This window comes from Antiquaquibacter metalliresistens, from assembly GCF_029211225.1.
Classification (GTDB): Bacteria; Actinomycetota; Actinomycetes; order Actinomycetales; family Microbacteriaceae; genus Rhodoglobus; species Rhodoglobus metalliresistens.
Genome location: NZ_JARGEM010000008.1, coordinates 63,854 through 89,526 on the forward strand (window position 1 = coordinate 63,854; position 25,673 = coordinate 89,526).

Below are 25,673 nucleotides of genomic sequence, written 5' to 3' on the forward strand. Positions count from 1 at the left end.
AGCTTCAGCGGTATCGGAGGACACCATGGCGAACCCACTGCGCAAGACGATGGTCTATCTCGGCCTGGCCGACGAGGACTACGACTACGAGCAGCCCGCAGCACCCGCGGCGCCCGTGGCGCATGCCCCCGCGAGCGCCGGTCGCGCCCCGGTCACGCCCCTGCGTCGGCCGCACGCCGCACGCGGCGCGGCGCCCGAGATGAACGAGATCCTCACCGTGCACCCGCGCCAGTACAAGGACGCGCAGATCATCGCCGAGAACTTCCGCGTCGGCGTGCCGGTGATCATCAACCTCTCGCAGATGAGCGAGCCGGATGCCCGTCGCCTCATCGACTTCGCCAGCGGTCTGTCGCAGGGCCTCTACGGCAAGATCGAGCGGGTCACGAGCAAGGTCTTCCTGCTCTCGCCGGAGCACGTCGCCGTGAGCGGCGATCAGGCCGAGGTCGAGTCCGACGTCGACGCCTCGTTCTTCGGTCAGTAGCCCGGCCGCCGGACGGTAGTCTGGCTTCGTGAACTCCGTCGGCTCGATCATCGCGACGGTCGTCTACATTGCGCTCACGATCTTCTTCGTGCTGATGTGGGCCCGATTCATCCTCGACCTCGTGCGCAGCTTCGCTCGCACCTGGCACCCCCGCGGCGTCGGGCTCGTGCTGGCCGAGAGCGTGTATGTGGTCACCGACCCGCCGATCAAGGTCGTGCGCCGGGTGATCCCACCGCTGCGGATCGGCAATGCCGCGCTCGATTTCGCGTGGTCCATCGTGATGCTGGCGGTCATCATCCTGATCTCGATCACCTTGGGATTCGTGAACTGAGGTCGGCGGGGTACTCTGGAAGTCCAGCCTTGGACCGACCGATGGCCATGGCTCATAATGACGTTGAGTTAAACGTTCATGTAGACGTAGAAAGTTCACGGGGTGACTTCAATGGCACTGACTCCTGAAGATGTAGTCAACAAGCGGTTTCAGCCGACCAAGTTCCGCGAGGGCTACGACCAGGACGAGGTGGACGACTTCCTCGACGAGGTCGTCGTCGAACTCCGCCGCCTGAACCAGGAGAACGAGGAGCTTCGCCAGCGTCTCGTCGCGAGCGACGCCCGCATCAACGAGTTGCAGCGCAGCGGCGCCCAGCCCGCACCGCAGTTCGCGCAGCCCGAGCCCATCGTCGCGCCGGCCCCCGTGCCCGCGCCGGCCTTCGCGGCACCCGGCATGGATCCGTCGATGGATCCGAGCAACACGAACAACCTGCTGCAGTTGGCGCGTCGACTGCACGAAGAGCACGTGCGCGAAGGTGTCGAGAAGCGCGACGCACTGATCGCCGAGGGGCACGCGACCGCAGCGCGCGTCGTCGCCGAGGCCGAGAACAAGCAGCGTCAGCAGCTGAGCTCGCTCGACCAGGAGCGCCAGTCGCTCGAGCACCGCATCGAGGAGCTGCGCAACTTCGAGCGCGAGTACCGTCAGAAGCTCAAGGGCTACATCGAGGGCCAGCTGCGCGAGCTCGACTCGACGAGCGCACTCACCGCTTCGAACAGCGGCGCCGTGCCCGCCGGCGTGACCGCTGGTGCGGTTCCCGCCGGTGTCACCGCCGGTCCGCCGCCGCAGCAGTACGCGCAGTCGGCTCCCGTGCAGCCGCCGGCGAACTACCAGGGTTTCGGCGGCAACTGACCGACCGTGACGAGGCCTCAGCGCGCTGCGCTGGGGCCTCTCGCCGTTCATCGACCTGAATCACGTCTGGAAGACCCCGAATGGAATCGCGCAGCCTCATCGTGCCCGATGGCCTCGCCGGTGAGCGGGCGGATGCCGCGATCGCCAAGCTCCTCGGCTTCTCCCGCACCTTCGCCGCGGAGGTCGCGGGCGGCGGGGGAGTGAGCCTCGACGGCCGCGTGCTCGGCAAGTCCGACCGGCTCGTCGCAGGCGGGTGGCTCGAGGTCACCTGGCAGTCGAAGGTCGAGCCCTCGATCATCCCCGTGGTCGTGGCCGACCTCGGCATCGTCTACGACGACGACGACATCGTCGTCATCGACAAGCCCGCCGGGGTCGCGGCCCACCCCTCGATCGGCTGGGAGGGTCCGACGGTGCTCGGCGCCCTCGCGGGTGCCGGCTTCCGCATCGCGACCTCCGGCGCGGCGGAGCGCGCCGGCATCGTGCACCGCCTCGACGTCGGCACGAGCGGACTCATGGTGGTGGCCAAGACCGAGACGGCCTACACGGCGCTGAAGCGGGCGTTCCACGACCGCGAGGTGCACAAGATCTACCACGCGGTCGTGCAGGGACATCCGGACCCGCTCACCGGAACGATCGACGCGCCGATCGGCCGCCATCCGGGTGCGAGCTGGAAGTTCGCCGTCACGGCGGACGGCAAGCCCAGCGTCACCCACTACGAGACGCTCGAAGCCTTCCCTTCGGCATCGCTGCTGGAGATCGAGCTCGAGACCGGTCGTACGCACCAGATCCGGGTGCACATGGCGGCGCAGCGGCATCCCTGCGTCGGGGACGCCATGTACGGCGCCGACCCCTCGATCTCGGCTCGCCTGGGGCTCACCCGGCAGTGGCTGCACGCCAAGCGGCTCGGGTTCGAGCATCCGGCGACGCGGCAACCGGTGGAGTTCGTCAGCGAGTATCCGGCCGACCTTCAACACGCGCTTGAGGTGCTTCGCGGCGACTAGGCGTGCCGCGGGAATCGTCGCGCGGTGGTCGGGCTTAGTGTTGTTGAACCCCATCGAGCAAGCGGAGAATCAGTGGCATCGAGCGACTCCTTCGTGCACCTGCACGTGCACTCCGAGTACTCCATGCTCGACGGTGCGGCGCGCGTCGGCGAGTTGCTCGACGCCGCGGTCGAGCAGGGGATGCCCGCCATCGCGGTGACCGACCACGGCAACATGTTCGGGGCCTACGACTTCTGGAAGCAGGCATCCGCCCGAGGCATCAAGCCGATTCTCGGCACCGAGGCCTACCTGACGCCCGGCACGCACCGCACGGACAAGACGCGGGTGCGCTGGGGGGACTCCGGCCAGTCCGGCGACGACGTCTCGGGATCGGGCGCCTACACGCACATGACGCTGCTCGCGGAGAACAACGAGGGCATGCACAACCTCTTCCGCATGTCGTCGCTGGCCTCCATCGAGGGCTACTACTTCAAGCCGCGCATGGACCGCGACCTGCTGCAGCGCTTCTCCAAGGGCGTGATCGCCACGACCGGCTGCGTCGGCGGTGAGGTGCAGACCCGCCTGCGCCTCGGGCAATACGACGAGGCACGCAAGGCCGCGGCGGAGTTCCAAGACATCTTCGGCAAGGAGAACTTCTTCGCCGAGGTCATGGATCACGGCACCGAGATCGAGCGCCGCACCATGGGCGACCTGCTGCGGCTGGCCAAGGAGCTCGGCATGCCGCTTCTGGCCACCAACGACCTGCACTACACGCACCAGCACGACGCCGGCGCGCACGCGGCGCTGCTGTGCGTGCAGTCCGGTTCCACACTCGACGACCCGAACCGCTTCAAGTTCGACGGCGAGGGCTACTACCTCAAGTCGGCGGCCGAGATGCGCGGCATCTTCCGCGACCATCCCGAGGCGTGCGACAACACGCTGCTCATCGCCGAGCGCTGCGAGATCGGCTTCGAGAAGCGCGACCTCATGCCCAGGTTCCCGGTGCCGGAGGGGGAGACCGAGGCGACCTGGTTTGCCAAGGAGGTCGCCACCGGCATGCAGCGCCGCTTCCCCGGCGGCGTGGATGACGCGCACAAGGCACAGGCCGACTACGAGGTCTCCGTCATCACCCAGATGGGCTTCCCCGGCTACTTCCTGGTCGTGGCGGACTTCATCGCCTGGGCCAAGTCGCAGGGCATCAGGGTCGGGCCCGGTCGTGGTTCGGCGGCCGGATCGATGGCCTCCTACGCCATGGGCATCACCGAGCTCGACCCGCTGGCCCACGGGCTCATCTTCGAGCGCTTCCTCAACCCCGAGCGGGTGTCGATGCCCGACGTCGACGTCGACTTCGACGACCGCCGCCGCCCCGAGGTGATCCGCTACGTCACCGAGAAGTACGGCGACGACCGCGTGGCGCAGATCGTCACCTACGGCACCATCAAGGCCAAGCAGGCCCTCAAGGACTCCGCGCGGGTGCTCGGGATGCCGTACTCGGTCGGCGAGAAGCTCACCAAGGCGATGCCCCCCGCGATCATGGGCAAGGACATCGGCCTCGGCGATGTGTTCAACAAGAGCGCGGAGCGCTACAAGGAGGCCGCGGATCTGCGCGGCATCGTCGAGACCGACCCGGAGGCCAAGCGCGTCTTCGACACCGCCCTGGGCCTGGAGAACCTGAAGCGGCAATGGGGCGTGCACGCCGCGGGCGTGCTGATGTCCGCCGAGCCGCTGATCGACGTGCTGCCGATCATGAAGCGCGAAGACGATGGCGCCATCATCACCCAGTTCGACCAGCCGCCGCTGGAAGACCTCGGTCTGCTGAAGATGGACTTCCTCGGTCTGCGCAACCTCACCGTGATCGAGGACGCGCTGCGCATGATCGCGGCGAACACCGGCGCGCCGTTGAAGATCGAGGAGCTCGATCTCGACGCCGATGAGGCCACCTATGCACTGCTGGCGCGCGGCGACACGCTCGGGGTGTTCCAGTTGGACGGCGGGCCGATGCGCTCCCTGCTCAAGCAGCTCAAGCCGACGAACTTCGAGGACATCTCGGCCGTCATCGCACTGTATCGCCCGGGCCCCATGGGCATGAACTCGCACACCAACTACGCGCTGCGCAAGAACGGCCTGCAGCAGATCGACGCCATCCACCCCGAGCTGGAGGAGCCGCTCAAGGACATCCTCGGCACGACCTTCGGACTGATCGTCTACCAGGAGCAGGTGATGAGCGTCGCGCAGAAGGTCGCGGGGTTCACGCTCGGTCAGGCGGACGTGCTGCGTCGCGCGATGGGCAAGAAGAAGAAGGCGGAGCTCGACAAGCAGTTCGCCGACTTCGAGGCCGGCATGCTCGGCAATGGGTACAGCAAGGGCGCCGTGAAGGTGCTCTGGGACACGCTGATGCCCTTCGCCGACTACGCCTTCAACAAGGCGCACAGCGCCGGCTACGGCGTGCTGAGCTACTGGACGGCGTACCTCAAGGCGAATCATCCGGCCGAGTACATGGCGGCGCTGCTGACGAGCGTCGGGGACTCGAAGGACAAGCTCGGCATGTACCTGTCGGAGTGCCGGCGGATGGGCATCCGAGTGCTGGCGCCCGACGTCAACGAGTCGCTCGGGGACTTCTCCGCCGTGGGCAGCGACATCCGCTTCGGTCTCGGTGCGATCCGCAACGTCGGCTCCGCCGTGGTCGAGCTGATCGTGAAGGCGCGCGAGGAGAAGGGTGCGTTCACGAGCTTCCACGACTTCCTGCGCAAGGTTCCGATCCAGGTCGCGAACAAGCGCACCGTGGAGTCGTTGATCAAGGCCGGTGCGTTCGATTCGCTCGGGGCGACGCGGCGCGCCCTCATCGAGATCCACGAGTCGGCCTGCGACGCGGCGGTCAGCGAGAAGCGCGCCGAGGCCAACGGCCAGGTCGGGTTCGACTTCGACAGCCTCTGGGAGGAGCCGCAGGCCGAGAACCAGGTTCCCGATCGTCCCGAGTGGGCCAAGCGCGACAAGCTCGCCTTCGAGCGCGAGATGCTGGGGCTCTATGTCTCCGACCATCCGCTGGCAGGTCTCGAGGTCCAGCTCGCCAAGCACATGACCGCGTCGATCACGGAGATTCTCGGTGGGGATGTCGTCGGCGACGGCGAGCACGTCACGATCGCGGGACTGGTCACGAGCGTGCAGCATCGCGTGGCCCGCAACAGCGGCAATCAGTACGGCATCGTCACCGTCGAGGACTTCGCGGGGGAGATGAGCGTGATGTTCCTCGGCAAGACCTATCAGGAGTTCTCCCCGGCGCTGTCGAACGACTCCATCGTCGTCGTGCGTGGTCGCGTCAGCATGCGCGACGATGGCATGAACCTGCACGCCGTGAGCATGTTCACCCCGGACGTCGGCCCCGGGCTCGGCTCCGGGCCGATCGTCATCTCGGTGCCGGAGCAGCGGGCCACGACCGCGGTGATCGGCGCGCTCGGCGACGTGCTGATCCGGCACGCGGGGGACAACGAGGTGCGCCTGCGGCTGATCAAGGGCGACAGCGCGCGCGTCTTCGAACTGCCGTATCAGGTGAAGGTCTCGGCGGACCTCTACGGGGAGCTCAAGACGCTGCTCGGCCCGAACTGCCTGGGCTAGTTCCGCGCGTCAGGGAAGGTCGAACAGCGCCCGCGCGGTTCCGGCCTCCACCGCGGCCCGAACCGCCGCGGGGTAGTCGATATTGCGGATGCGCGCCGCTTCGAAGTCCGCGTCGTAGTAGGGCGCCATCGAGGCGTACAGCAGCCGGTCGTCTCCGAGTTCCCGGGGGATGCGCTCGAGAAAGTCCTGGCGATACTCGCCGTTCGAGAGCACCGCGATGTTCGCGTTGCTGGTCAGCGCGATCCAGGCGTCCGCCATGCCGAGCCCGGTGATGTTCACCTGTCCGCCGGAGGTGAGCACGAGCTTCGCCGCGGGCACCCGGTCGGCGACCTCGAGCACCTGGAGCGGCTCGGAGCGTAGCGGTACGCCGGCGACGATCACGGTCGGCAGCTCCAACTCGGCGGCGGCGCGGATGATCGGCTCGGCATCCTGGATGCGGAAGACCTCCTCGTCGGGGTTCAGGAAGAGCCCGACGCATCCGAGGTCGACGCAGCGACGAAGCTCCGCGACGGCGTCGATGCCCTGGTTGGGATCGACCCGAGCCAGGCGCGAGATCCACGTCTCGGTCGCCGTCGCCTCCGCGAGTCGGGTGTTCGCCGCGGGGAGCGTGTAGTCGCGGCCCCGCGCCGGTGCCGCGATGACGTGTTCGATGCTCGCGCGCTCCCGGTAGCCGCGCAGCGCGTCGAGTTCGAGGCTGGGCCCGAGAAGGTTGTCGCCCAGGATGACCAGTGAGTCGATCAACGGTCCGTACCTCCAAGCAGTCGTTGCGCGTTCCCGCCCAGCACGGCTCGCTCGATCTCGGGCGGGAGGCCCAGACCGAGCACCTTCTGCAATTCGAGCCGGGGGTTGCACCCGGGGCCGTCGGAGCCGAAGACGACACGGTCGGCGCCGACGACCTCGATCGCCTGCGCGATCAGTTCCGGATAGGGCATCGCCGAAGTCTCCAGAACGATGTTGGGATGCCTGCGCGCCGTCTCGATGGCATCCGCGACGTGGAAGTACCCGCCCATGTGCGCGAGCACGATCGTGCAATCTGGCACCGCGGCGGCCGCAACGCCCAGGGCCTGCGGGGTCGTGTAGGGGTCGTCGCCGCAGTGGAAGAGCACGGGCAGCCCGGCGTCCGCGGCCAGACGCAGCATGGCGAGGGTGGCATCTCCGGCGGGATGGGCGATCGTCGTCGTGGGGTGGGTCTTGATCCCGCGCACCCCGAGTTCGACCGCCCGGGCCACGATGTCGACGAGTTCCGCAGGATAGTTGGGATTGAGCCGCACGAAGGGAATGAGGCGATCCGGGTAGCGGGCTGCGGCGTCCACGATGTACTCGAGCGCCGACGGGTTCGTCCCGGGCAGGTCGGTGTACGTCATGATCACCGCCTGGTCGATGCCGGCGGCGTCGAGCAGGCCGATGATCTTCTCGGGCGGGTCGATCCAGCCGAACGCCTCCGCCTCGTCCACGTGGGTGTGGAAGTCGATGATCATGCCGCAGTCTCCTTCAGGGCGTGGATGTCGAGCGCGAGCTGCACGTACAGGTCGCGTGCCGCGATCACCTCGTCGAGGTCGATCCACTCGACCTCGCCATGGGCCTGCTCGATGGAACCCGGGCCGAGCACGACGCAGGGGAGGTCCGGTCGATCGTAGAAGCAGCATGCATCCGTCGAATAGGTGACGCCGACGGACTCGATGTCACGGGCGAGCACCGTGCTCGCGGCCTGACACGCGGCGCGCACCGCGAGGCTCTGGGGTGGCGTGTCAAGTCCGCCGAGCGCGACGAGGGGTTCGTCGACCGCGGCATCGATGCCCGTTCGCGCGCAGATCGCATCGACCTCGGCGCGCAGCTCCTCGAGTGCAGCGAGCGGATCGATGCCCGGCGGCACCCGTCGATCGAACCAGATCGTGCAGCGATCAGGGATGACGTTGGGCGCGATCCCGCCGGAGATCATGGTCGCCGAGAGCAGCGCCGGCCCGGCGATGGACGCCGAGGCCGCACGCAGACGATGACCGAGGCCGGCGTCGATGTCGGTCACCAGCCGCCCCGCCTGCACGATCGCATTGACACCCATCTCGGCCCGCGAACTGTGTGCCGCGGTGCCGCGAACGCCCACGCTGACGCGGACGAATCCGTTGTGCGCCCGAGCCGGCAGCAGCGAGGTCGGTTCGCCGATGACCACGGCGTCGGCACTCGGGAGCGTGCGGGCCAGCTGCCGCGCACCCCGCATGATGTACTCCTCGTCGACCGCGCCGACCAGCAGCACCGTGGGCCGCGGACCGGGCATCCGGCGCAGCAGATCGACCGCCCCGATCATCGCGGCGAGACTGCCCTTCGTGTCGCAGGCACCGCGTCCGTAGAGGCGACGGCCTTCGCGCCGAACGGCCATCGTCGCCGCGTCCGCGGGCACGGTGTCCAGGTGCGCTTCGAGGATCACGGTCGCCGCGCTCTCGATGCCCGGCAGCACCGCGATCACGTTGGCCCGTTCCCCGTCGACCGGTTGCAGGGTGACCTCCAGACCCATGGCTTCGAGGACGGTGGCGACCTGTCGCGCGATCGCGCCCTCGCCGGGACTGTCGGCGGCGAGTGCGGGATTGCGCGAGTCGGTGCGCAGGAGGCGTTCGAGCAGGTCCTCGACCTCGATCGGCGTGCTCATCGTACGGTGTACCCGCCGTCGATCATCAGGGATGAACCGGTGACGAAACCGGCCTCGTCGCTGGCGAGGTACACCGCGCCCGCGGCGATCTCCTCGGGGCGGCCGAGCCGGCCGACCAGGGTGTCGGCCTCCCAGCTCTCCAGCAGCGCTTCGGGGTCCGGCACGCCAACCAGCTGGCGGCGGATCAGGGGCGTGTCGGTGGGACCGGGGCAGAGGGCGTTGACCCGGATGCCGTGTTCCGCGTAATCGATCGCGAGCACGCGGACGAGACCGATCACGCCGTGCTTCGCCGGTACGTAGGAGGTGAAACCGGTGAGCCCGACGAAGGCGAGCTGTGAGCCGAGCGCGATGAGCGATCCGCCCGTGCCGTCGGCGATGAGATGCGGCAGCGCCGCCTTGAACGTCACGAACGGACCGCGCAGCATGACGGCCATGTGGTGATCCCACTGCTCGACCGTCAGTTCGGTGGCCTTGGCGACCAGTTCGTAGCCCGCTCCGGCGAGCACGACGTCGAGTCCGCCGAGCGCGAGCGCCTCGTCATCGATCCAGGCGGTCAGGGCCGCCGGGTCGGCCACGTCGACGACGGCGAAGCGCGCTCCTGCGGCCTCGACCGCGCCCCGCGCATCCGGGTTGATGTCGCAGGCAGCGACGATCGCACCCTCCGCCGTGAAGCGCTGGACGACCGCCAGACCGATCCCCGACCCGCCGCCGGTGACGAGGATGCGCTTGCCATCGAGTCGACGCGACATGCTCAGGCGTCTTTCCAGACCGTGTCCTGCGTGAAGGTGCGATCGAATCCGCCGCCGTTCCACGAGGTGATCTTGCGTGGGACCACCTTGAACGGCACCCGGGGGAACTGGAAGGTGCTCTCGCCGTACTCCATGCCCTCGGGGCCGAGGTAGCGCAGGATCATCTCGCGCATCGGCTCGATGTAGTCGAAGTCCTCGGGAAGGAACTCGACGTCCGCGAGGGCGCTGACGCGCTTGTAGGGCAGCGTGGGGTTGTCGATGAGGATGCCGCAACGCGGGTCGCGCCGCAGGTTCTTGACCATCCCCGTGCGGGCTTTGCTGATGATCAGGAACGACTCGCCGTCCCAGGTGTACCAGACCGGGCTGATCTGGGGGATCCCCTCGTCGCCGACCGTGGCGATCTTCGCGAAGATCCTCCCCGTGGTCAGGAAATCGTCCCGTTCTTCGGTCGTCATTCCGCGACCGTCGTTGCTGGTCATCGCCATGCTCATTGCCTTTCGTTGGTGTGGACGGGAGTAGTGGGGGAGTCGGGGACGGCACCGGAGCGCAGCCGCGCCCGGCGCGGCCTCGCCACCTTGTTCACGAAGAGGGCCGCGGCGAGCAGGATGATGAGGCCGCGGAGCAGCTGCTGGTACCAGACCTCGATGTGCAACAGGTTGAACACGTTGCCGAGCAGTGCGAACAACGCGACGCCGCCGAGCAGTCCGATGAGTCGCCCGCGTCCGCCGGCGAGGCTGGCGCCGCCGATCACGACGATGGCGAGCGCGGTGAACTCCATGCCGTTCGCGGCGTTGGGGTCGCCGACCCCGGAACCTGCGAGCAGCAGCACGCCCGCGACGCTGCCGAGCAGACCGCTCGCGAGGAACGATCCCACCTGCACCGGTCGCACCCGGATGCCGCTGAGAGCGGCGACCGCGACATCGCCGCCGACCGCGAAGGTGTGGCGGCCCCAGACGGTGCGGCGCAGCACGAACCAGGCGAGCAACCACACGACGGCGACGGCGAGCACGATCGCGTAGAGGCCACCGGGGAGCTGGAGGCTGTAGAAGACGCCGAGCGCAGGTGACGCCTGACCGGTCGGCACGGGCGCGATGAAGAGGGCGATGCCCTGCACGATCGTGCCGACACCGAGCGTCGCGATGAAGGACTCCACGCCGAAGTTCACGACGAGCACCGTGTTCAACGCCCCCACCAGCAGGCCGACGACCAGGGCGGCCCCGAGGCCGAGCAGCAGGTTCTGGTCCGACCCGTTCATGACGATCGCGGCGATGATCGCCGAGAGCTTCGCGTTCGCGGCGATGGCGAGATCCACGTGGCCGATGAGCACCACCAGGTATTGGGCGAGCGCGAAGAGGGCGAGGGCGGCGCCCTGCCGCGTGACGTTGTTCAGGTTGGCCGGCGTCGCGAACCCGTTCGCGAAGACGACGGCGACGATGAACATCGCGATGACGACGAGCCAGACGATCGCGCCGCTGCCGACGGCGCGCACGACCAGCGATCGTCGCTGTGTGGAGAACGTGCTCATGCTGCACCGGCCTTTCCAGCGGAACCGTGCGAAGCGATGAGGCGCATGATCTGCTCCTCCGTCGCGTCGGGGGCGGGGAGTTCCGCGATCACCTCGCCGTCGGCGAGCACGAGGATGCGATCAGAGAGCCCGAGCACTTCGATCAGCTCGGACGAGATGAGCAGCACAGCCTTGCCGGAGTCCGCCAGGTCGCGCAGCACCTGATAGATCTGGTGCTTGGCCCCGACGTCGATGCCGCGGGTGGGCTCGTCGAAGATGATCACCTCCGGCAGCAGTTCGAGCCACTTGGCGATCACGACCTTCTGCTGGTTGCCGCCCGAGAGGTTGCCGACGATCGCTCGCCCGCTCGGGTCGGTCTTGATGCTGAGCGCCGCGATGCCGTTGCGGATCAGCGCCTCCTCGCCGCGCGGCGAGATGAGCCCGACGGCGTTGCTGAGCCGTCGCCATGCGAGCATCGACAGGTTCATGCCGACGGACTTCTGCAGCGCGAGTCCGGCATCCTTGCGGTCCTCGGGCAGGTAGGCGACGCCGGAGCGCATCGCCGACGCCGGCGAGCCGGGGCGTCTCGGCGAGCGCGGGGTGCGCAGGAAGCCGCGGGTGGGCAGGTCGCCGAAGAGCCCGCGGGCCAGCCGCGTGCGTCCGGATCCCTGCAGGCCCGCGAGCCCCACGATCTCGCCGGCGCGCAGGGTCAGATCCACTGGCTTCGCCAGCCCCTCGACCGTGAGGTCGCGAGCGACGAGCAGTTCCTCGCCGAGCGGCGCACCGGAGGGTGTCGGAAACAGCTGACTGATGCTGCGACCGACCATGAGCGAGATGAGCTGGTCGGGGTTCGTGTCGGCGATGTCGCCGTTGCCGCTGACCGCGCCGTCCTTGAGCACGGTGTACCGGCTCGCGAGGCGGAAGACCTCGTCGATGCGGTGGCTGACATACAGCACGGCCACACCTTCGGCGGCGAGGGCCGTGGTCACGGCGAACAGCGACTCCAGCTCTTCGCCCGAGAGCACGGCCGACGGCTCGTCGAGCGCGATGATCCGCACGTTGCTCGCCAGCGCCTTGGCGATCTCCACCAGCTGCGACTGGGCGACGCTGAGATCCTCCACGAGGTCGCCGGGGGAGACCCGTGATCCGACCCGGGACAGCAGCGCGGCGGCGCGCTCGTTCATCTGCGCCGTACTCAGCACCCCCAGCCGGGACAGTTCGATGCCGAGGAAGATGTTCTGCGCCACGGTCAAGGAGGGAATCAGCGAGAACTCCTGGTGCACGATCGCGACGCCGTGGTGCCGGGCGAGCTTCGGCGAATAGCGTCTGGCATCGATGGCCTCGCCGTCGAGGCGCATCTCGCCCTCGTCCGGGCGCAGCACGCCACTGAGGATCTTGAGCAGTGTCGACTTGCCGGCGCCGTTCTCGCCCATCAGCGCGTGGATCTCGCCGGGGAACACGCGCAACGAGACATCGTCGAGCGCGGTGACGGCTCCGAACGACTTGCGGATGCCGACCAGCTCGATCGCGGGGTTGCTCGCCATGACTCCTCTTCCTGGTTGCGACGTCGGGGGCCCGGTGCGGGCCCCCGACGCCCTGGGATCAGCGGCCGAAGCCGGCCGCGATGTAGACCTCGTCCGAGACGACCTTCGGGCCGATGAAGTCATCGTTGAAGTCCGGCTCGTACCACTTCTCGGCCTCCGACTCGTTGTACGGCGCGACGCCGTCCATCAGGTCGATGACATCGGTGTACTTCGCGACGGGCTTGCCTTCGAGCGTGTCGAGCACGACGTTCACGCACTCCTGAGCGGCTCCCGGGGGAAACGGCGCGACGGAGAACTCGAGGTCGTTCTCGATCGCCAGACGCAGGAATCCGTTGGTCGGGTTCGTGCCACCGATGATCGGCAGCTCTGCGCCGGCCTCCTTGAACGCCTCGATCACCGACGGCCCCATCTCGAGACCGCCGACCCAGACGGCGTCGACATCCGGCTCCTGGGCGATCACGGTGCGCATGACGTCCATCGCCTCGGCGGCGGACCAGTTGGCGTACTGCTCGCTCACGATCTCGATGCCCGGGTACTGCGAGAACGCCGCGAGCGCTCCCGACTTCCAGAACTCGGCGGCGTCGGCACCGGCGATGCCGTGCAGCATCACGACCTTGCCCTTGCCGTCGAGCTTCGTGGCGATCTCATCGGCGGTCGAGAATCCCATGAGCGGGATGTCGCGGCTCACCTCGGCGGTGTACGCGTCGGTCTGCACGCCGGCCATACACGTGATCACCGGGATGCCGGCTTCGGTGGCCCGTTCGACCGCGGAGACCAGGCCTGCCCTGGAGAGCGAGGTGAGCAGGATCGCGTCGACGTCCGCAGCGATCGCATCCTCGATGCCCTTGGTCTGGTTCTCCGTCGCGAAGTCCCAGGGCACGTACATGAGGTTGCCGACCTTGCCGGACTGCTCGAAGGCGTCGTTCATCACCGCATCGAACGTGGTGCCCCAACCGTTGGTCGGGCCCTGCACGATCGCGGCGATGTCGTAGGGCGGCTCCGCGACGAATGCGGTGGTGTCGACGGTCACGCCGGCGGCCGCGGCGACCTGGATCGAGTAGTCGTCGTCGAGGATGGGCCGACCGTTCGCGTCGAACTCGATCGCCGCTCCGGTCTGGGGTTCCGTCGGCTCGGACGTCGTGCAACCGCTGACGCCGAGGGCGATGGCGGCAGCGACTGAGACCGCCGCGATTCGTTTCGCCGTCGGGGATGGCATGTGACTCATGTGACTGCTCCTGACTGATAAAGGGTGGGCGTGGAGTGGTGCGACGTGCTGTGCACGCGATCAGGGCCACGCGGCCTGCGCCGTCGCCCTGACGATTCGGTGGCCGTCACCGTCGTGCCGGCCAGTGGAGGATGAGCGCGAGCACCAGCACCGCGCCCTTGATGATGTTCTGCAGCTCGGGTGGCAGACCCAGCACGACGATGAGCGTGGAGAGCGTGCTCAGCACGAGAACGCCGCCGACCGCGGACACAAAGGATCCCTCGCCGCCGCGGAACCGCGCCCCTCCGAGCAGCGCCGCCGTGATCGAGTCCAGTTCCATGCCGGCGCCGATGCTGCGGTCGACGTACCCCGAGTACCCGGTCTGCAGGAATCCGGCGAACGCGGCGAGCACGGCGGCCGCCGTGAAGGCGATCCACTGCATCGTGCCGGTCGAGATGCCGGACAGTCGCGCCATTCGCGGGTTCGCGCCCGTAAGCACGAGGTTGCGACCGCTGCGCGTGCGGGACACCCACAGTGTTGCGAGCACCGTGACGATGATCCAGAAGACGACGGGCACCGGCACCGGGCCGATCCAGCCGCGTGCCAGGGAGATGACGGACTCGGGCGCCTGCGCACTCAGCGCCCCCTTGGTCCAGATCAGCTTGGCGCCTTCGAGCACCATCACCATGCCGAAGGTGGCCACGAACGACGGCACGCCGCGCGACACCACGAGCCACGAGTTCACCGCCCCGGTTGCCACGGCGATCACCACGGCGATGCCAAGCCCGACGAGCGGGTCCGGCGCGGTGGTGGCTGCGACGGCGGTGATGCCGACGATCGCGGCAACGGAAAGGTCGACGTTGCGGACCATCAGCACGAGCATCTGGCCGATCGTGATCAGGCCGAGGATCGCGGCACGTCTCAACGTGTTGCCCACGTTGACCGGCGCGAAGAGATTCGGTGCCACGAATACGGCGATGAGCAGGATCACCGCGAGCACGACGAAGATGCCCTTGCCCGAGAACACGCGCTCGATCCAGACGCGCAGTCGAGCGAGCGGGGAGACTTCGATTGACGTGGTCATCGGCTTCACCATCCGTTCCGGCGCGGCTGTGCACCGAGTCGATGCGCGCTGTTCGATTGGCGCACCGCGACGGGAAAGCTGCCGCCGTTGTGTCCGGTGGCGACGAGTCCCTCTTTCGTGTCCACCCCGACGATCGCGCAGATCGTTCCGGTCGTGAGTACCAGTTCGTCGAGGGTGGTGCGGATCGCCTCGGCGAGACCGAGGTCCGCGGCACGCCGCGCGACGGTCCCCGCCACATGCGCCGTGATCGCCGCCTCGCCGGATCCCGAGCACAGCACCCCGAAGCGGCGGTCGGTCCAGAACCCGCCACCGGGCACGCAGGAATCCCCGATGCGACCCGGGAGCTTGCCCAGGAGGCCGCCGGTGCTGGATGCGCTGGCGATGCCGAGGGCATCGAGCACGAGGCATCCCACCGTCTCGGTCGGCACCGGGCGCCCGGTGAAGATGCTGCGTGTGGGGTCGGCGGCGTAGGCATCGAGGGCGAGACGCTGCTCGTCGGTGACTAGGTCTTCGATCTCGAAACCTCTGGCGACCGCGTACTCCGCTGCACCGGAGCCGGCGAGCAGCACGGTGCGCTCCTCCTGCATGAGCCGGTAGGCGAGGGCGGCGGGGCGCCGGATGCCGGGGACCGCGCCGACTCCGGTGGCGCGTCCATCCCATCCGGACGAGACGGCGCCATCGGTCTCGACGACGCCGGTGCGGGTGAGCACCGAGCCGAGTCCAGCGTTGAACGCCGGATCGTCTTCCATGACGGCGACGGAGCCGAGCGCGGCGAGGATGCCGCCGTCGCCGTGTGCGAGCACCTGGAACGCGGCCTTCGTCGAAGCGTCCAGCGTCGCGAACGTCGTCTCGGAGGGCTCCATGTCCACGCCGCCGTGGGCGACGACCAGTTCGTCGTCGAGCGCCACTGCGAGCTGTTCGATGATGATCGAGTCAGTGGCTGTGCTCATGGGATGCTTCGGTCCTTCTCTCGCGCGGCTCGGGGGTCGGACCACGTGATCGACAGAGTATGTCTGTTGTCAGACATCAGGCAATCTGGAAGCGCCCAAACGCCCGATCGGTAACAAGTTATTTACATCCGAGCCGCGCGACGGTGCGCGTGTACGATGACCCACGTGGCTGAGCTGACGGACGACCGGGATCGCCGAGCCCTGCCGGACCTGATCGCAGAACGGCTGATCGCCGCCGTGAGCGACGGCACCCTCCAGCCCGGCGAACAGCTGCCGATCGAGACCGAACTGGCCCGTCAGATGGGCGTCGGCCGCACGTCGCTCCGCGAAGCGATCCAGAAGTTGCGGGCCATGGGCGTCGTCGAGGTGCGCAAGGGACTGGGCACGTTCGTCGTCGACAGCACCCGCATGGAACCGGTGCATTCGTTCGTCAAGTGGAGCGCGGACAACGAGTTCGAGGTCACCGAGCTGTTCGAGGCGAGGATGTCGCTCGAAACCACCGCGGCGAGTCTCGCCGCCCAACGTGCCGATCGCGACGACCTGCAGCGCCTGGAGCAGGCGGCCGCCCGGCACCAGATCGCCACCGACATCGAGGAACTCATCGCCAGCGACGAGGCCTTCCATCAGGAGCTCGTCAGCTGCTCCCACAACTCGCTGATCGCGCGGCTCTACTCGCTACTGGTGCCGGGGCTTCGGGAGTTCCGCCGGATGTCGCTGGCCATCCCGGCCTCCGCGAACCGGTCCAGCGTCAGTCACTTCGACATCGTCGCCGCGATCTCGTCTGGGGATTCCGTGCAGAGCAGACGGGCGACCGTTCGCCACCTGCTTCCGCTCTATGCCGCGGTCACCAGCGCCGCGAACAGCGCAGCCGCAGGGGACCGACGGGATCGGGCCGACAACCGCGTGCTCTTCATGGACTGAGCAGCCCGGTCGGCCGCATGTAGGTGCGCTCGTGGTACAGCAGCGCCTCGTCCTCGGGTCCGAGGGCTCCGTCGACGATCTCGACGATCACGACGGCGTTGTCGTGCACCTCGCGCACGTCGACGATGCGACCGAGCATCCAGGCCGTGACGCCCTCGAGCACCGGAACGCCGAACGGCCCAGGATGCCAGTGGTCGCCCGCGAACCGCTCGGCGTGGTCCGCTGCCATGCGTTCGGCCAGGTGCCGCGTGTTCGGCCCGAGCGTGTGGATGGCCACATGGTTGCCGATCGTCATGGCCGGCCATGCGCTGGAGACGCGAGCCATGTTGAAGGTGGCCAGCGGGGGCACGGCCGCGAGCGAGGCGAGCGAGGTCGCGGTGAAGCCCGCGGGTGTGCCATCCGGCAGCAGGCTCGTGACGATCGCGACCCCGGCGGCGTGGCGGCGGAAGGTGCGTTTGAAGGCGTCGAGGCCGTCGATCGGGATGTTCGGTTGTTCAGGCATGGCTCTGGCTTCAAGTGTGGAGCATGGCCGCGGTATTCCCCCCGTAGCATGGTCGAGCGATGATGAAGACGATCGATCTGCGCGGAGCGCAGCCCACGCGCAGCGAACTCGCCACCCTGGTGCCGCGGGCGGCGATGGATGTCGCCGCGGCATCCGAGGCCGCTCGCGACCTCATCGACGATGTGCGCGCCCGCGGCGAACTCGCCCTGCTCGACCAGGCCGAGCGCCTCGACGGCGTGCGACCGACGCACGTGCGCATTCATGCCGACGCGGTCTCCGCGGCCGTGCGCACCCTCGACCCCGCGGTGCGCGACGCGCTCGAGGAGGCGATCTCGCGGGTTCGCACCGCGTCCCAGGCGCAGGTGCCGACGGGGGGCGTCACGCAGCTCGCCGGGGGAGCGCAGGTGATCCAGCGCTGGCAGCCCGTCGGCCGGGTCGGCTTCTACGTGCCCGGCGGCAAGGCCGTCTACCCGTCGAGCGTCGTGATGAACGTCGTGCCGGCGCAGGTCGCGGGCGTCGCCTCGGTGGCGCTCGCCTCGCCCGCGCAGCGCGCCTTCGACGGCTCCGTGCACCCGACGATCCTCGCCGCGGCCGGACTGCTCGGCGTCGACGAGGTCTACGCGATGGGTGGCGCGGGCGCCATCGGCGCCTTCGCGTACGGCGTGCCGTCGATGGGCCTCGACGCCGTCGACGTCATCACCGGTCCCGGCAACGTCTACGTCGCCGCGGCGAAGCGGCTCGTGCGTGGTGCTGCGGGCATCGATGCGGAGGCGGGGCCGACCGAGATCCTCGTGATCGCGGATGCCGCGGCATCCCCGCACCTCGTCGCCGTCGACCTCATCAGCCAGGCCGAGCACGACGAGCTCGCCGCCGCGGTGCTCGTCACGGACTCCGCAGAACTCGCGGAGGCCGTCGTCGCCGAGGTCGCGCGCATCGCCCCGACCGCCCGCCACGCGGACCGGGTTCGCGCCGCGCTCGAGGGGGAGCAGTCCGCCGTGGTGATCGTGAACGATATCGTCGCCGCCGCGGCGTTCAGCAACGCCTACGGACCGGAGCACCTCGAGATCCAGACCGCCGAACCCGGTGCGGTGCTCGATCTGATCGACAACGCCGGTGCGATCTTCCTCGGAGCGGATTCACCCGTGAGCCTCGGCGACTATCTCGCCGGATCGAACCACGTGCTGCCGACCGGCGGTCAGTCACGGTTCGCCCCGGGACTCGGCGCGTACACGTTCCTGAGGCCGCAGCAGGTGATCAACTACACCCACGAGGCGCTCGAGGCGGTCGAGGCGCGCATCGTGGCCCTCAGCGCCGCCGAAGACCTGCCCGCGCACGGGGCGGCCGTCACCGCACGCTTCGAGGGTTAGCCGCGTATCCTGGGTGCACCATGTTCTGCCCCTTCTGCCGGCACCCTGACAGCCGCGTCATCGACTCGAGGACGAGCGACGACGGCCTGTCCATTCGCCGTCGCCGCCAGTGCCCGGAATGCGGGCGGCGTTTCTCCACGACCGAGACCGCGAGCCTGAGCGTCATCAAGCGCAACGGCGTCGTCGAGCCGTTCAGCCGGGAGAAGATCGTCACCGGCGTGCGCAAGGCCTGCCAGGGCCGACCGGTCACCGACACCGATCTGGCGATCCTGGCCCAGAAGGTCGAGGAGACCATCCGGGCCACCGGCGCCGCCCAGGTGGAGGCGAACGAGATCGGCCTGGCCATCCTCGGGCCGCTGCGCGAACTCGACGAGGTCGCCTATCTGCGGTTCGCGAGTGTCTACCAGGCGTTCGACTCCCTCGAGGACTTCGAGACCGCGATCACGCTGCTGCGCGTCGACCATCAGGCGGCCGAGGAGCCCGCGGACCGCTAGCCTGGGTTGCGGCATGTATCCGCTCATCTTCCGCCTCGTCCTCGCACGCCTCGATGCCGAGCGGGCGCACCGCCTCGGGTACGCCGTGATCCGGGTGCTCCCCGGCATCCTCCGGCCCTTCACACGACCGGATGCCGCGCTGCGGGTCACCGCGCTGGGCCGCACGTTCGACTCGCCCTTCGGCGTCGCCGCGGGTTTCGACAAGGAGGGCGCCGCCATCCGCGGACTCGGTGTGCTCGGCTTCGGGCACGTCGAGGTGGGCACGATCACGGCGCTCGCCCAGCCCGGCAATCCGCGCCCTCGGCTGTTCCGGCTGATCCCGGACCGGGCGGTCATCAACCGCATGGGCTTCAACAACCACGGTGCGCAGGCCGCCGCCCGCGTCATCGCGAAGGCGATCACGAGGCGCAGGCGTCCGGTCGTCGGCGTCAACATCGGCAAGTCCCGCGCCGTCGAGGTGGATGACGCGACCGCCGACTACCTCGCCAGCACCAGGCTGTTGGCACCGCTCGCCGACTATCTCGTGGTCAACGTCAGCTCCCCGAACACCCCCGGTCTGCGCGGACTGCAGGAACTGGATCGACTCGCGCCGCTGCTGGCCGCGGTCAAGGCCGCCGCCGGCACGACACCCGTGCTCGTCAAGATCGCGCCCGATCTCACGGATGACCAGGCCAGGCGCATCGCGCAACTCGCGGCCGCGCAGCTCGACGGCATCATCGCCACGAACACGACCCTCTCCCGTGAGGGTCTCGCCACGCCGACGGAGGTGGTCGAGGCGGCGGGTGCGGGCGGCCTCTCGGGGCCGCCCCTCGCGGCGCGGTCCCTCGAACTGCTGAGCCTTATCCGCTCCGTCGTGCCGAGCGGGTTCTGCGTCATCTCGGTGGGTGGTGTGGAGACCGCTGCCGACGTGCAGGAACGGTTGGATGCCGGCGCGACACTCGTGCAGGGATACACGGCGTTCCTCTACCGCGGGCCCCTCTGGGCTCGGCAGATCAACCGCGGACTCACTCGTATCGCAGCGAATCGATAGGGCTTTGACGCGCCGCGCGTGAGGCCGGCAGCACCGCGGCGAGGAACGCGATCCCCATCACCAGCAGCAGCACCGAGGCGATCGCCGCGGGGGAGAAGGCCAGGAGCTGCAGACCAGCGAGGTCCTGCAGCAGACCCCGGGCGAGCACGCCGCTGATCACGCCGCCGACGAGCATGGCCACGCCGGCACCGATCGCGCTGCCCAGGAATCCGATGAACACGGCCTCGGTGCTGAAGAGCGCGAAGATCCGTGGCCCGCTCATGCCCATCGCCTTCATGAGCCCGATCTCGCGGGTGCGTTCCTGCACGCTCATGAGCAGCGTGTTGATGATGCCGAACCCGGCCGCCAGCAGCGCGATCACAGCGAAGGCGTTGAGCACCAGGATGATGCCGTCGATGACGGACTGGAACGTGCCGATCTGATCGGCGACCGTCGTGCCCGAGTAGCCCGCATCCACGAGCGCGGCCTTGATCGCCGCGATCTGCGCGTCGGTCGAGTCCGGATCGAACCGTGCCGTCGCACTGGCGTACTCGGAGACCGTGTCAACCGGCGCCCCGACGTTCTGCGCATCGACGATCGCCGACCTGAGCGCCTCGTTGAGACTCGGGTTCGCCCCGAGCAGCGTCGGTTCCTGCACGCCCACGATCGTGGCCTCGATCGTGCTCTGTTCCCGCAGCGCGTTCGTGACGCCGATCGTGACCGGCGCTCCGATTACGTCGTCGTTCGAATCGAAGCCGAGCGATTCGACGTAGGTCGTCGGCACGATGATCTGCCGGTCGTCCGGCGCGTCGTCGAACAGCGCCCCGGCGGCGAGTTCGATGCGCGCGCCGTCGCCGAGCGGGCTGACGGTGAGCACGAACTTGTCGCCGTTCGCCGCCTGAATGTAGTCGGGGCGCACCGCGACACGGGGTTCGACGGACTCGATGCCGTCGACCTCGGCGATCCGGTCGAGGTCGGCGTCGGTCAGCGCGAGCACCGTCGCGCCGGGCGCGCCGGTGTTGCTCGGTATCTCGGATGCGCCGCCCTCCTGGTAGGGCGCGGGGCCTTCGGTGTCGTCGCGAGCCTCGACCGGCTTCGTCACGGTCATCACATCCGGCGCACCGATCGACGCGACCTGGCTGTCGATGTAGTCGTTGATGCCCGTGCCCAGCCCGTTGGTGATGGTGAGCGTGAACGCGCCGATGAAGATCGCGATGACCGTCAGCGTGGTGCGCAACCGACTGCGGAACGAGTTGCCGATCGTGGTCGCGACGATGTCGATCGCCCTCATGCTTCGACCGTCGTCTCGGCCAGAGTGTCGACGATGAGGCCGTCCCGGAGATAGATCCTGCGGTCCGCTCGCGAGGCGAGTTCCTCGTCATGGGTGACGAGCACGAGCGTGATGCCCTGCTCGCGATTGAGCGAGAACAGCAGGTCCTCGACGATCGCGCCGGTCGCGGAGTCGAGGTTGCCCGTCGGCTCGTCCGCGAAGATGATCCTCGGCTCGTTCACGATCGCGCGCGCGATGACGACCCGCTGCTTCTGGCCGCCCGAGAGGTCGGTAGCGCGATTGCGTGACTTGTCGTCCAGTTCGAGCCGCTCGAGCGCTGCATGCGCTCGACGACGCCGTTCGGCTGCGTGCACACGTCCGATCTTCAGGGGGAGCATGACGTTGTCGAGCACGCTCGTGGAGGCGTTGAGGAAGAACTGTTGGAACACGAAGCCGAACGTGCGATTGCGCAGCGTGTTCAGCCTTGCCCCGCGCAGCGATGCCGCGTCGACGCCGTCCACCTGCACCGTGCCGGTGGTGGGGGAATCGAGGAGGGCCAGGATGTGCATGAGCGTCGACTTGCCCGATCCGCTCTTGCCCACGATCGCGACGGACTCGCCTTCGCCAATGTCGATCGTCACGCCCTTGAGCGCGTCGAATGCGCTCGAACCGCTCCCGTACCGCTTGGTCAGCTCTCTCGCGGAGAGCACGCTCGTCGTCATGCTGCCAGTCTGCGCGCCATAGGCCGCGCGCACAGCCTCCGCGGAGAGCGAGCGGGCTACTCCCTGGGGCGTATCGCTATGCCGGGTACTGACCGCGCTTGACTTGCGGCTTCGGCAGGCGCATCGCGCGCAACTGCAGTGCGCGCATCGCCGCGTAGAAGCGCACCTTCTCGACCTTGTCCGCCCCGAACTTGGCGGACAGTCGCCGGGTGAGGATGAAGCCGAGAATGACGACGTCGATCACCGCGATGATGAAGAACGACCACAGGGCGATGATGCCGATCAGCTGCACCTCGGGCTGCGGGAAGAACGTCAGCACGATCACACCCAGCATGAGCGGGATGAGCAACTCGCCCACCGAGAAGCGTGCGTCCACATAGTCGCGCACGTAGCGCTTCTGCGGGCCGCGGTCGCGCATCGGGAGGAACTTCTCCTCGCCGTTGGCCAATCCGATGCGTGCCCGATCGCGCTGCGCCTGCATCGCGGCACGATCGGCCTTGCGCGCGGCGGCGCGATCGTTGGAGACGAGCGGGCGCTTGCGCGCCTCCTCCTTCTCCTTGCGCGTGGGAGTCGGGTGGCCCTTGCCCGCGACGGGCTGCTCGGGCGTCTCTGCCGCGGCGGGGCTCGGAGTTGTCTTGGCCACAGGTTCCTCGTTCTGTCGGGTCTTAAGATTACCCGCATGACCGAACGCATGCAGTCCTCCCGTCTCGATGCCCTCCGCGAGGCGGTGCAGGGCGGGCTCCCGGCAGCGATCGCCGATCTGGGGGCGCTCGTGCGCATCCCGTCGGTGTCCTGGGATGGCTTCGACCCCGCCCAGGTCGTCGCGAGCGCGGAGGCCATCAAGGCGCTCCTCGATGACCTCGGCGTGTTCGATTCGGTCGAGATCGCGACGGCCCCGATCGACGCCGAGCGCACCGGTCAGCCGGCCCTGCTGGCCACCCGTGCCGCCCGCAACGGCCGGCCGACGATCCTGCTCTATGCGCACCACGACGTTCAGCCGCCCGGACAGACCGACGACTGGGACTCGGCCCCCTTCGAACCGACCGTTCGCGGCGATCGCCTCTACGGCAGGGGAGCGGCGGATGACAAGGCCGGCGTCATGGCGCACGTCGCCGCCATCCGCGCCTTCGTCGAGACCGCCGGGCCCGATTTCGATCTGGGGCTGGTCGCGTTCTTCGAGGGGGAGGAGGAGTTCGGCTCCCGCTCGTTCAAGAACTTCATCACGAAGTACCGCGAGCGTCTGGCGTCGGACGTCATCGTCGTCGCCGACTCGGACAACTGGGACGCGCACACGCCGTCGCTCACGGTGGCACTGCGCGGCAACGTCGCCTTCAAGCTCACGGTCTCCACGCTCGAGCACGCCTCCCACTCGGGGATGTTCGGCGGCGCGGCACCGGACGCCATGCTCGCCGCGATCCGTCTGCTCGACACCCTCTGGGCCGAGGACGGGTCCGTCGCCGTCGCGGGCCTGACCAGCCGCGAAGCGCCGACGCCCGACTACACCGAAGAGCGCCTCGCGGAGGAGGCGGCGCTGATCGACGGCGTGCAGCCGATCGGGCACGGCCCCGTGCTCTCCCGCATGTGGGACCAGCCGGCGATCACCATCACCGGCATCGACGCGCCGACCGTGGTCAACGCATCCAACACCCTCATTCCCAAGGTCACTATCAAGGTGAGCGCACGCATCGCACCCGGGCAGAGCGCCGACGAGGCGTTCGCTGCGCTGGAGCACCACCTGCGGGCGCACGCTCCATTCGGCGCACGAATCGAGATCTCCGACGTGGATCGCGGCAACCCGTTCCTCGTCGACACCTCGGGCTGGGCCGTCGCGATGGCCAAGGATGCCATGGATCAGGCCTGGGGGACCGCGCCCTACGAGACGGGGATCGGCGGTTCCATCCCGTTCATCTCTGATCTGGTCGAGGTGTTCCCCGAGGCCCAGATCCTGGTCACCGGCGTCGAGGACCCCGATTCGCGCGCGCACAGCCCGAACGAGTCGTTGCACCTGGGCGTGTTCCAGCGCGCGATTCTCACCGAGGCCGTGTTGCTCGCACAGTTGAACGACCGAGCGTAAACTGTCGACATGACCGATACCGCTGTGGACGCGACTCAGACGCGCACCGACACCGCCATCCCCACTCACGGTGTGGGCCTCACGGATGCCGCGGCCGCCAAGGTCAAGAGCCTGCTCAGCCAGGAGGGCCGCGACGACCTGCGACTGCGTCTGGCCGTTCAGCCGGGTGGATGCTCCGGCCTGATCTACCAGCTCTACTTCGACGAGCGCGCCCTCGAGGGCGACGCGATCGCGGAGTTCGGCGATGGCGTCGAGGTCGTCGTCGACAAGATGAGCGTGCCGTACCTCGAGGGCGCGAAGATCGACTTCGAGGACACCATCCAGAAGCAGGGCTTCACCATCGACAACCCCAACGCGCAGGGCAGTTGCGCGTGCGGCGACTCGTTCCACTGAGTTCGTCGCGGCACAGCCGCACACGAAACGAAGGCGCGCCCCGTGGGGCGCGCCTTCGTCGTTCTCGGCTGGCTATAGACTGGCCAGGAACCAGTTCCATGTTCGCGAGAGGTCACAGGTGCGCTCTAACCGCCGTCTTCGATGGGCCGCAATCCCGATCGGCATCGCTGTGGCGATCGTGCTCGCGGGTTGCACGCAGGAGCAGCTTCAGGGCTGGCTTCCTGGGGATCCCGAGACCACGAATCACACCAGCCGCACCATCGGCCTGTGGGTCACCTCCTGGATCGTCCTGCTTGTAGTGGGTGTCATCACGTGGGGTCTGATCATCTGGGCCGCGGTCGTGTACCGCCGCCGCAAGGGACAGTCCGGACTGCCGGTGCAGCTGCGCTACAACCTGCCGATCGAGGTGTTCTACACGATCGTGCCGCTCATCCTCGTCGTCGGGTTCTTCGCCTTCACGGCGCGCGACCAGGCCGTCATCGAGACGCCGGATCCCGACCCCGACGTGCAGATCGAGGTGTTCGGCAAGCGCTGGGCCTGGGACTTCAACTATGTCACCGACAACGCTTACTACTCGGGCGTGCAGGCGGACTTCAACGCCGACGGCACCATCAACACCGACAACCTGCCGGTGCTCGTGCTGCCCGTCGACAAGTCGGTCGAGATCTCGATCGAGTCGCGCGACGTCATCCACTCGTTCTGGGTCGTGGACTTCCTCTACAAGAAGGACATGGTTCCCGGCAAGACGAACCACATGTACTTCACGCCGACGAAGATCGGCACCTACCAGGGCAAGTGCGCGGAGCTGTGCGGCGAGTACCACTCGCTCATGCTCTTCACCGTCGAGGTCGTCTCGCAAGAGGACTACGACGCGTACATCGACGCACTGAAGTCCGGCGCGGAGGCCCCATACGGGGGCGAGGGTCAGATCGGTGCGGACTTCAACACGAATCAGAGCGAGCCGCGCAACGGCACCGAAGGCGAGGAATAAG

General features: G+C 68.3%; 26 protein-coding genes. 12 read left to right on the forward strand and 14 right to left on the reverse strand.

The genetic code is table 11. The features are described 5' to 3' along the window. Positions 1-25: 25 nt before the first annotated feature. The 5 genes from PYV02_RS13840 (at position 26) to dnaE (ending at position 6,253) form a co-directional block, all read left to right on the forward strand. Positions 26-481, forward strand: a complete 456-nt coding sequence (locus tag PYV02_RS13840; protein ID WP_275759651.1) for a cell division protein SepF — start codon at positions 26-28, stop codon at positions 479-481. Positions 482-509: 28 nt separating this feature from the next. Then, positions 510-812: a YggT family protein gene (locus tag PYV02_RS13845; protein ID WP_275759652.1), complete on the forward strand. Its 303-nt coding sequence runs from the start codon at positions 510-512 to the stop codon at positions 810-812. 111 nt (positions 813-923) lie between these two features. Continuing rightward, positions 924-1,661 carry a DivIVA domain-containing protein gene (locus PYV02_RS13850; protein WP_275759653.1) on the forward strand — a complete coding sequence of 246 codons (738 nt, stop codon included), beginning with the start codon at positions 924-926 and terminating at the stop codon, positions 1,659-1,661. Positions 1,662-1,741: 80 nt separating this feature from the next. After that, positions 1,742-2,662: an RluA family pseudouridine synthase gene (locus PYV02_RS13855; RefSeq protein ID WP_275759654.1), complete on the forward strand. Its 921-nt coding sequence runs from the start codon at positions 1,742-1,744 to the stop codon at positions 2,660-2,662. 72 nt (positions 2,663-2,734) lie between these two features. Beyond that, entirely contained in the window at positions 2,735-6,253 is a 3,519-nt protein-coding gene (dnaE, locus tag PYV02_RS13860; RefSeq protein WP_275759655.1) for a DNA polymerase III subunit alpha, read from the forward strand. A 9-nt stretch (positions 6,254-6,262) separates the two neighbouring features. Here the strand turns inward: dnaE and PYV02_RS13865 are convergent, their stop codons facing one another. From PYV02_RS13865 to PYV02_RS13910, 10 genes are all read right to left on the reverse strand, one after another. Next, the gene (locus PYV02_RS13865) at positions 6,263-6,994 is read right to left on the reverse strand and encodes an amidohydrolase family protein (RefSeq protein ID WP_275759656.1); all 732 of its coding nucleotides are present in this window, start codon (positions 6,992-6,994) and stop codon (positions 6,263-6,265) included. Next, positions 6,991-7,731, reverse strand: coding sequence for an amidohydrolase family protein (locus tag PYV02_RS13870; RefSeq protein WP_275759658.1), 741 nt, complete (start codon positions 7,729-7,731; stop codon positions 6,991-6,993). Before PYV02_RS13870 ends, PYV02_RS13865 begins: the two co-directional genes overlap by 4 nt. Then, the gene (locus tag PYV02_RS13875; RefSeq protein ID WP_275759659.1) at positions 7,728-8,894 is read right to left on the reverse strand and encodes a M20 family metallopeptidase; all 1,167 of its coding nucleotides are present in this window, start codon (positions 8,892-8,894) and stop codon (positions 7,728-7,730) included. The genes PYV02_RS13870 and PYV02_RS13875 overlap by 4 nt, the downstream gene beginning before the upstream one ends. Then, complete coding sequence (locus PYV02_RS13880) at positions 8,891-9,643, reverse strand: SDR family NAD(P)-dependent oxidoreductase (RefSeq protein WP_275759661.1); 753 nt, start codon at positions 9,641-9,643, stop codon at positions 8,891-8,893. Before PYV02_RS13880 ends, PYV02_RS13875 begins: the two co-directional genes overlap by 4 nt. 2 nt (positions 9,644-9,645) lie before the next feature. Next, positions 9,646-10,098 carry a pyridoxamine 5'-phosphate oxidase family protein gene (locus PYV02_RS13885; RefSeq protein ID WP_275759662.1) on the reverse strand — a complete coding sequence of 151 codons (453 nt, stop codon included), beginning with the start codon at positions 10,096-10,098 and terminating at the stop codon, positions 9,646-9,648. Positions 10,099-10,130: 32 nt separating this feature from the next. Continuing rightward, positions 10,131-11,168: an ABC transporter permease gene (locus PYV02_RS13890; protein WP_275759663.1), complete on the reverse strand. Its 1,038-nt coding sequence runs from the start codon at positions 11,166-11,168 to the stop codon at positions 10,131-10,133. Further along, complete coding sequence (locus tag PYV02_RS13895) at positions 11,165-12,691, reverse strand: sugar ABC transporter ATP-binding protein (protein ID WP_275759664.1); 1,527 nt, start codon at positions 12,689-12,691, stop codon at positions 11,165-11,167. Before PYV02_RS13895 ends, PYV02_RS13890 begins: the two co-directional genes overlap by 4 nt. 58 nt (positions 12,692-12,749) lie before the next feature. Continuing rightward, positions 12,750-13,916 carry a substrate-binding domain-containing protein gene (locus PYV02_RS13900; protein ID WP_275759665.1) on the reverse strand — a complete coding sequence of 389 codons (1,167 nt, stop codon included), beginning with the start codon at positions 13,914-13,916 and terminating at the stop codon, positions 12,750-12,752. Positions 13,917-14,022: 106 nt separating this feature from the next. Beyond that, complete coding sequence (locus PYV02_RS13905; RefSeq protein ID WP_275759666.1) at positions 14,023-14,979, reverse strand: ABC transporter permease; 957 nt, start codon at positions 14,977-14,979, stop codon at positions 14,023-14,025. A gap of 5 nt (positions 14,980-14,984) precedes the next feature. Next, positions 14,985-15,929, reverse strand: coding sequence for an isoaspartyl peptidase/L-asparaginase (locus tag PYV02_RS13910; RefSeq protein WP_275759667.1), 945 nt, complete (start codon positions 15,927-15,929; stop codon positions 14,985-14,987). A 165-nt stretch (positions 15,930-16,094) separates the two neighbouring features. Here PYV02_RS13910 and PYV02_RS13915 point away from each other — a divergent pair, with 165 nt between their 5' ends. Next, positions 16,095-16,850 (forward strand): FadR/GntR family transcriptional regulator, encoded by a 756-nt coding sequence (locus tag PYV02_RS13915; protein WP_275759668.1) that lies wholly within the window; start codon positions 16,095-16,097, stop codon positions 16,848-16,850. On the opposite strand, the gene PYV02_RS13920 is transcribed toward PYV02_RS13915, so the two are convergent. Next, positions 16,840-17,352, reverse strand: coding sequence for a flavin reductase family protein (locus PYV02_RS13920; RefSeq protein ID WP_275759669.1), 513 nt, complete (start codon positions 17,350-17,352; stop codon positions 16,840-16,842). The two genes, PYV02_RS13915 and PYV02_RS13920, sit on opposite strands and share 11 nt — an antisense overlap. Before the next feature lie 59 nt (positions 17,353-17,411). On the opposite strand from PYV02_RS13920, the gene hisD reads away from it, so the two are divergent. The 3 genes from hisD to PYV02_RS13935 are packed head-to-tail and all read left to right on the forward strand — an operon-like array spanning position 17,412 to position 20,243. Further along, entirely contained in the window at positions 17,412-18,719 is a 1,308-nt protein-coding gene (gene hisD, locus PYV02_RS13925; protein WP_275759670.1) for a histidinol dehydrogenase, read from the forward strand. 20 nt (positions 18,720-18,739) lie between these two features. Further along, positions 18,740-19,213, forward strand: coding sequence for a transcriptional regulator NrdR (gene nrdR, locus PYV02_RS13930; protein WP_275759671.1), 474 nt, complete (start codon positions 18,740-18,742; stop codon positions 19,211-19,213). A 13-nt stretch (positions 19,214-19,226) separates the two neighbouring features. After that, positions 19,227-20,243: a quinone-dependent dihydroorotate dehydrogenase gene (locus PYV02_RS13935; protein ID WP_275759672.1), complete on the forward strand. Its 1,017-nt coding sequence runs from the start codon at positions 19,227-19,229 to the stop codon at positions 20,241-20,243. Here the strand turns inward: PYV02_RS13935 and PYV02_RS13940 are convergent. The 3 genes from PYV02_RS13940 to PYV02_RS13950 form a co-directional block, all read right to left on the reverse strand. Continuing rightward, positions 20,218-21,513 carry an ABC transporter permease gene (locus PYV02_RS13940; RefSeq protein ID WP_275759673.1) on the reverse strand — a complete coding sequence of 432 codons (1,296 nt, stop codon included), beginning with the start codon at positions 21,511-21,513 and terminating at the stop codon, positions 20,218-20,220. The genes PYV02_RS13935 and PYV02_RS13940 overlap by 26 nt on opposite strands. After that, positions 21,510-22,214 (reverse strand): ABC transporter ATP-binding protein, encoded by a 705-nt coding sequence (locus tag PYV02_RS13945; RefSeq protein WP_275759674.1) that lies wholly within the window; start codon positions 22,212-22,214, stop codon positions 21,510-21,512. Before PYV02_RS13945 ends, PYV02_RS13940 begins: the two co-directional genes overlap by 4 nt. A 76-nt stretch (positions 22,215-22,290) precedes the next feature. After that, the gene (locus PYV02_RS13950; protein WP_275759675.1) at positions 22,291-22,857 is read right to left on the reverse strand and encodes a DUF3043 domain-containing protein; all 567 of its coding nucleotides are present in this window, start codon (positions 22,855-22,857) and stop codon (positions 22,291-22,293) included. A 36-nt stretch (positions 22,858-22,893) separates the two neighbouring features. Between PYV02_RS13950 and PYV02_RS13955 the strand changes: the two genes are divergently transcribed. The 3 genes from PYV02_RS13955 to ctaC all read left to right on the forward strand — a co-directional run bounded on the left by PYV02_RS13955 (position 22,894) and on the right by ctaC (position 25,672). After that, positions 22,894-24,288 carry a dipeptidase gene (locus tag PYV02_RS13955; protein ID WP_275759676.1) on the forward strand — a complete coding sequence of 465 codons (1,395 nt, stop codon included), beginning with the start codon at positions 22,894-22,896 and terminating at the stop codon, positions 24,286-24,288. Positions 24,289-24,297: 9 nt separating this feature from the next. After that, entirely contained in the window at positions 24,298-24,681 is a 384-nt protein-coding gene (locus tag PYV02_RS13960; RefSeq protein ID WP_275759677.1) for a HesB/IscA family protein, read from the forward strand. Positions 24,682-24,799: 118 nt separating this feature from the next. After that, positions 24,800-25,672 carry an aa3-type cytochrome oxidase subunit II gene (gene ctaC / locus PYV02_RS13965; protein WP_275759678.1) on the forward strand — a complete coding sequence of 291 codons (873 nt, stop codon included), beginning with the start codon at positions 24,800-24,802 and terminating at the stop codon, positions 25,670-25,672. Position 25,673 lies beyond the last annotated feature (1 nt).